Source organism: Corynebacterium sp. KPL2850, from assembly GCF_040225855.1.
Taxonomy (GTDB): Bacteria; Actinomycetota; Actinomycetes; order Mycobacteriales; family Mycobacteriaceae; genus Corynebacterium.
The window spans coordinates 1-5,820 of the sequence record NZ_JBEHFV010000051.1; the positions used below are offsets into that span (position 1 = coordinate 1).

Consider the following 5,820-nt stretch of genomic DNA (forward strand, 5'->3'; position numbering starts at 1 on the left):
GAAGCCGCCGGATCAGCTACACTTACTATCGCATCTTGATTAAATCCCCGTGTCCACTTTCCGGGGTTCGGGCCCTTGACCGAGTAGGTGGCGAGGCGCACGAAGCCCGGATCGTCCGTGACGTGGAGATCATCTGCAGAGCCAGTCTCAAGATCAAACACAACGGTGGTTGTGGTGTCAGTGACGGCAGGTGTTGTCGGCTCAGCAGGTTCTACCTGCTCAGGTGCCGGGGCAGTAGTACCGCCATCGTTGGGGCCGACGTTGCCCACGCCCGACGGAGCCGGGGCAGGAGGTTCCGGTGAAGTGCCGTTATCGGGGCCTTGGCCGTGGCCTTGGTCGTCCTCACGAACCACACGAAAAAGCTTCGTGTGGTGCTTCACACCAGCGCTTTCAAGACAATATCCACCAATCCACGCGCCTTGCAGACGGGAGTAGACACGCCCTAGGCGTCGTGCTGAGACCTCATCCAAAGAGACAAGACCCTCAGGCAGAGGGACATAGTCGCGAGAATCAGCGATCCTGCATTCCGCGTCGAAGGCGCGGAAATCGCCGTCCCCCATCTCCTCGTAGAGCCACGCTAAGTGCTCGGCGTTTTCCTGCTCAGAAGCGTTGTAGCGTGCTCGGATCTCCTCTAAGTCTACCGTGAGATCAGTGTACCCGACGTGTTCCAGGGTGCCACCGACCACGTGATACCAGCCCTCGAAGGATCCGAACGGGCCTGCCACACGGGGAGATGGCCTGCCAGCCACAGCCCACGCACGGATCAGTGTCAGCGCTGCTGCCAGCAGCTCACGCCGGTGATCACGCACATATCGGCGCAGGTGAGGATGCCGGAAACCGCTGCGAGATTCAGGCCTGGAGCATTTCGGGTCGAGAAGAATGGGTACGACACGGCGGGCTAGGTCGCCGTCAACAGCGATATTATTTCCGGCTGCGTACACGCACAGGTTGTTGTGTACCGAAATCATGCGCGACTCACCAAGGATGCGGTCGGTATAAGACTCGGCTGTCAGCAGGGCAGATAGAGCTTTACTGTCCACACCGGAGCTACATTCGTCGAGGAAAAGTGTTGCAGCACCAGCAAAAAGCTTCGACGCAATTACCTTTCGCATCTCTGTCTCAGTGCCAGGCAAGTCTTGCACCGCAGCAGTCTCGCCTGTTGCAATGAGATGGAAAACATCTGTGAGCAGGCCCTTTCCAGAGGATCGGCGCACGGCAGAAATCACGTGCATAGGCGCTGTGGTAAGCATCGGGCGCGCCAAGGGAGTTAGCAGAGCACCGAGAGCACGGGTGCGATCAGCAGGAGTTACCCACGGAAAATCGTAGAGAACATCCTCAAGCAGCACCTTAGCATTTTCCACGTCCTGATCACTTGGTTTATCCGGCACAGAGATACCAGTAAGGGAATCGTCGAGGTCTACATAGACACCCGTGCCCTTGTGGTAACCCGAGCGCGTGATAATCTCGCCAGTCTCGGTAACCAGCGGCGACCGCGTCACGCTGTGCAGCGGCGGCAGACTATCGGTATAGACAGGCGAGAAAATCACGTCGATGTCTTTGTCTACCGGTGCCACGACAGTAGTGGAATTGTCGGTCTCACGCACCAAATCGAAAGCAGCAGCAGCCAGACGCCGCCCCGTTGCACGGTCTACAGGCACCAGGACAGCCTGACCGTCACGCCGAGAAATCATTACAGGACGAGAATCCTGGCGAAACAGCGTCACGCCTGCATGTTTGCTCTCAATTGCCTCCCAAGCTCGATCCCATAGCGTCTCGGGCGGCAAGTCGGTATAAAGCGTCGGGCGTGAGTCGTTGCGAGTCTCGTTAGTGTTGCTGCGCTGCTTCTTGCTGGCACGCTTTGGCATCTTGCGGGCAGGCTTACCCTGTGCCTGGCGAATCCACAGCTCAAGCATCTCTGAGCGCTCGTCATCGCCCACGGTGGCAAGAACATCATCCAGCCCCTGCGACCCGTGGCCGGGCATACTCACGAAGCGGACAGGCGATGCACCCCACGCCTTGCAGTGCTCACCGAGGGCTTGCGCACCGTCGTAGACAGCACGGTTAGAACCAGCATCAGCATCAGGGATGATGTAGACGGAATGACCCTTGAGCTGCGTGAAAGCCGGGCTTGGCCCATCCTTGCCGCCCTTCCAGGTCTGAATACCTGGGATGCCGTAGACAGCAGTCTCGTCGTCAGCCCAGGACAGCGCGGCTAGAGCCTGCTTTGTTCCTTCGACGATCAGTACGCGACGTGTGTCATCTGTGATGGGACGTTGCTCGATGAACGACGGGGTAATGAAACCCTTACCCTTCTTCGGGCAGACATATTTCGGGATCCGTCCCTTTTTAACGGCTGGTGATTCTGGCTGTGGTTTGACCTGATGGGTCGTACCGCGTCCTGCTTCTTCCATAGGGAAGACCAAAGCAGGCATTGTGCCATCTTTTTTCGCGATCCACCGCAACGGCTCGGGCAGCTCATCACGGGTGTATGCGGTGTAGATGCCAGAGGCTCGGATGACATCGTCACTGATCGCGGACGCGTGAAGCTCTGCCAGGTGGTCGGGGTCGATGCTTGACACTTGACCGTCGGATGCCATAATGGTATCCTTGGCCTCAAGGGTTTGATCGTCCTCGTGAACAGCGGGGGCGTTCTTTTTTTGCATTACGCCGCCACCCCCTGACGCAGAATGCGGGTGACTTCAGCGAGTTGCCCACGTGTCATACGGGGAGCCGTCGAGACAGCGTGGTCAACCCAGCCCTGCATATCCGGGGTGAGTGTCGTCGCGCGGGAGGCAGTCCAATTATCGAGATCGCTGCGACGATACCTGTACTGAGGCGCAGCACCTTCAGGCGCAACGTTAGTGTACAGAGGGCCGTTGCCACGGGAGCGCAGCACGCTCAGATGGGAAGGTGAAAGACCGAGGTACTCAGTAGCTTCGGCAGAGGTTAACCAGTCGTTGGTAGAAAAGTTTTTGGGCGCGCCCATAAATGACTCCTATAAAGAATCATCGCACTGGGCACCTTTTCGCGCGGCCTCCTGCCGGAGGTACTCGCCAGCTATCCATGGTTGTCCTGGGGCACGGAGACCCACTATCCCGGTCAACCCCACCAGGGTGCGCTACCGGGGGACAGCTGCCTGGTTTCGTTAGGAGCAATTTTTCCAAACGGCGGGGCGAGGTCCTAACTCGTGATCCCGTCGGGCGAAAGTTTTGATACTTACACCCTTCACTCTACCACAGATGTAGCCCTGTGTCAGAGCGGGGTGGAGTAGGGGGGGCTTATAGGGCTTATGGGGCTTGGATTTCGGCCCCTATACAAAAACATGAAAAAATAGAAACTTAGATACACCAAACCTTTTAAATTTTCCTATTTTCTAGCGCAGGGTTAAAAGTAAGCCCCCCTAACCCCCAACCCTCAGAGGTCGTAGGTTCGAATCCTGCCCCCGTTACCAACTTCCAATCCCTACCAGCCAAAACGCCGGAAGGGATTATCTTTTATCAAGACAAAATCAAACCAGGTTGCACTAGAGACCAAAATTCACATCCTAGGACGGAAAAGATCTTCGCCGATCCCCCACACTTTTCGAGCAGCCCAGACTATGACAGCTCCGAAGACGGCCACGGGGCTCAGTGCAGCGAGCGTCCACCCCACGTGCCCGTACCACGTAGACAAGTCCACTGCACGATCCCATACCGTCGGTATGGCGATTGACCGCCCGCCGCAGCGTCGAGGAGCCGAGGATATTGGCTAGGCCCAGGCCCGGCCATTCAACCAGGTAAATCGATTCTGGAGCACGTTCTGTGAGCAATGCACGGCAAACCTCCCTATAAAATATACGTCACGGTCAAACTGTGGGGTGGCTCGACCTGAAGTGCCCCGGGTTTTGTTCCTAGGCATTTGCCTTGTTTTCCATTATTGCCTGTGGCAAGTTCTGCTTCCAAAATTCGGTTTCCACTTCGACCGGGGTTCGGTATCTCAAGCTTTGGTGGAAGGGCCCGACCCCCAGAAAGTGGACACATCGGGGTCGGGCCCTTCTGAGTATGGAATAATCTATAAATATGCTTACGGTAGATGCTTCGGCAGGTTATACGACAGTAATTTGTTCCTTAAACCAGGTTTTTCTAACTGGCCGTATATACGGAATCGTAGGGAAAAATGGATCCGGTAAATCAACTCTTCTTCGCACATTAGCTGGGGAAACGTACCCGTTGGAAGGGCAAGTTTTACTTAATGATATCGACACGTGGTCAACCAAGTTGATCGGAAAAATCATTTATGTATCTTCGCCTACTTTTTATCCAGACATGTCGGTCGGTGAACATATAAAACTCCTCGAAAAAACACAGAAGATTTCATACTCCAAGACGGTAGAAGCATGGGAGCTATCAGATTTATTAGACTTGTCACCCTCCGTACTTTCGAGTGGGCAACAACAAAGGTTTTCCCTTGCAATCCAACTTGCGATGGAAGAAACACAGGTTTTATTGCTGGATGAACCTGAACGTCACCTTGATGATTTTTGGGTTGAGAGGCTGTGTAGAGTCTTGGAGTGCAAAGCCTTAGAAGGGGCGACTGTCATTATCGCCAGCCACTCAAAAAAAATCCTTAATCAGTGCAACACAAAAATAAATTTAAGTTAAGAAAAGTGAATGCAATGAGTTCGGTAGTGAAGGTAGTAGAGTATACAGTCTGGGGTACGTTTGCGGTATCTGCTGCTTTTTTCACAATTAGCTGGATCATCAATGAAGCGCAGAGTAACAACGTCGACACTGGATACTCTCGGCATGTAGTTGTACATATTTTGGCTATACTTATTACGGCTATAGTCTTCGAAAAGTTTTTGCCAATGAGGGCCATTTCCCCAGAGGATTGGGTTTATAAAGTTCGGCCATCGCAGGGATTACGCTTTAGTGGTGCCGGTATTTTGATTCAGATTCTTGGTTTTGGCTGCGTCGGACTGGTTATCGGTGCGGCTAACGGTCACGTTGTTCTGTACTCAGTGATAGCCATAACTTTAAGGATGACTCCTTTAGCTTTTCGTAACGGTACGGTACCAAAACTCTTAAGAGCAGGTCGGACGAAGAATGTTGCGCAGGCAAGCGGTTTGATTTTGGATTCAGAGATAGTTCACGCTGCAATAACAACTACTCAATTGAGGTGGGTAAAACTTCCCCTGACAGCGAACTATAGCTTTCTAACTTTAGCGAGAATATTAAGGCAACCATATTTGCTACTGTTTGGCCTTGATATTGTACTTCTGAGTTGGAGCATAGCGCAGGCACTACCGAAACAGTCCTTTATATTATTCCTCGTATCTTGGGGAGTTCTTGGCGGAGCGATTGCACGGTGTGCTGATTTCTCCAAGCTTGGAGGAAGTATATACCCACAGTATGCTCTATTGTTCGTTCATTCACTACTCGCCCTTTTAATAGTGGTCGTAATTATGCATCCGGTTCATCCATTAATCGCGACTGTACTTCTTGGGCCTACAATTGGTTGGTGTGGCTGGACTCGCAGTAAAAAAAGGCGTGTTGAGCAGATAAACCTTATTGAAACTGGGATTTTCGGCGCCTTTTCTCCCGAACAGATGAGTTTCTACCTCTCGGGCTTGTTTCCAATGCTTCTTGCCGCTTTGTTTTCCTCTGCCTATGTAATCTAATTTTTCAAAATCCACTTTTAATCGCGGTAGCAGTGTATACTAACGTCTGGGCCTATACTGGGCTTAGTTATTTCACTCCCCTCCATTGGGCCCGAACCCCGGAAAGTGGACACGGGGATTTAATCAAGATGCGATAGTAAGTGTAGCTGATCCGGCGGCTT

The 5,820-nt window shown here is 53.0% G+C and carries 4 protein-coding genes and 1 pseudogene; 3 read left to right on the forward strand and 2 right to left on the reverse strand.

Going from position 1 to position 5,820, the window contains the following annotated elements; all coding sequences use genetic code 11:
• A pseudogene (locus tag ABRP93_RS11240) lies at nucleotides 1-2,663 on the reverse strand (DNA polymerase); the annotation flags it as partial.
• Nucleotides 2,663-2,986: a helix-turn-helix domain-containing protein gene (locus ABRP93_RS11245; protein WP_349887984.1), complete on the reverse strand. Its 324-nt coding sequence runs from the start codon at nucleotides 2,984-2,986 to the stop codon at nucleotides 2,663-2,665. The gene ABRP93_RS11245 and the pseudogene ABRP93_RS11240, both read right to left, overlap by 1 nt.
• 612 nt (nucleotides 2,987-3,598) lie before the next feature.
• Here ABRP93_RS11245 and ABRP93_RS11250 point away from each other — a divergent pair.
• From ABRP93_RS11250 to ABRP93_RS11260, 3 genes are all read left to right on the forward strand, one after another.
• Nucleotides 3,599-3,751 (forward strand): hypothetical protein, encoded by a 153-nt coding sequence (locus ABRP93_RS11250; RefSeq protein WP_349887985.1) that lies wholly within the window; start codon nucleotides 3,599-3,601, stop codon nucleotides 3,749-3,751.
• A gap of 307 nt (nucleotides 3,752-4,058) precedes the next feature.
• The gene (locus tag ABRP93_RS11255) at nucleotides 4,059-4,640 is read left to right on the forward strand and encodes an ABC transporter ATP-binding protein (RefSeq protein WP_349887986.1); all 582 of its coding nucleotides are present in this window, start codon (nucleotides 4,059-4,061) and stop codon (nucleotides 4,638-4,640) included.
• A 14-nt stretch (nucleotides 4,641-4,654) separates the two neighbouring features.
• Entirely contained in the window at nucleotides 4,655-5,659 is a 1,005-nt protein-coding gene (locus ABRP93_RS11260) for an ABC transporter permease (protein ID WP_349887987.1), read from the forward strand.
• Nucleotides 5,660-5,820 lie beyond the last annotated feature (161 nt).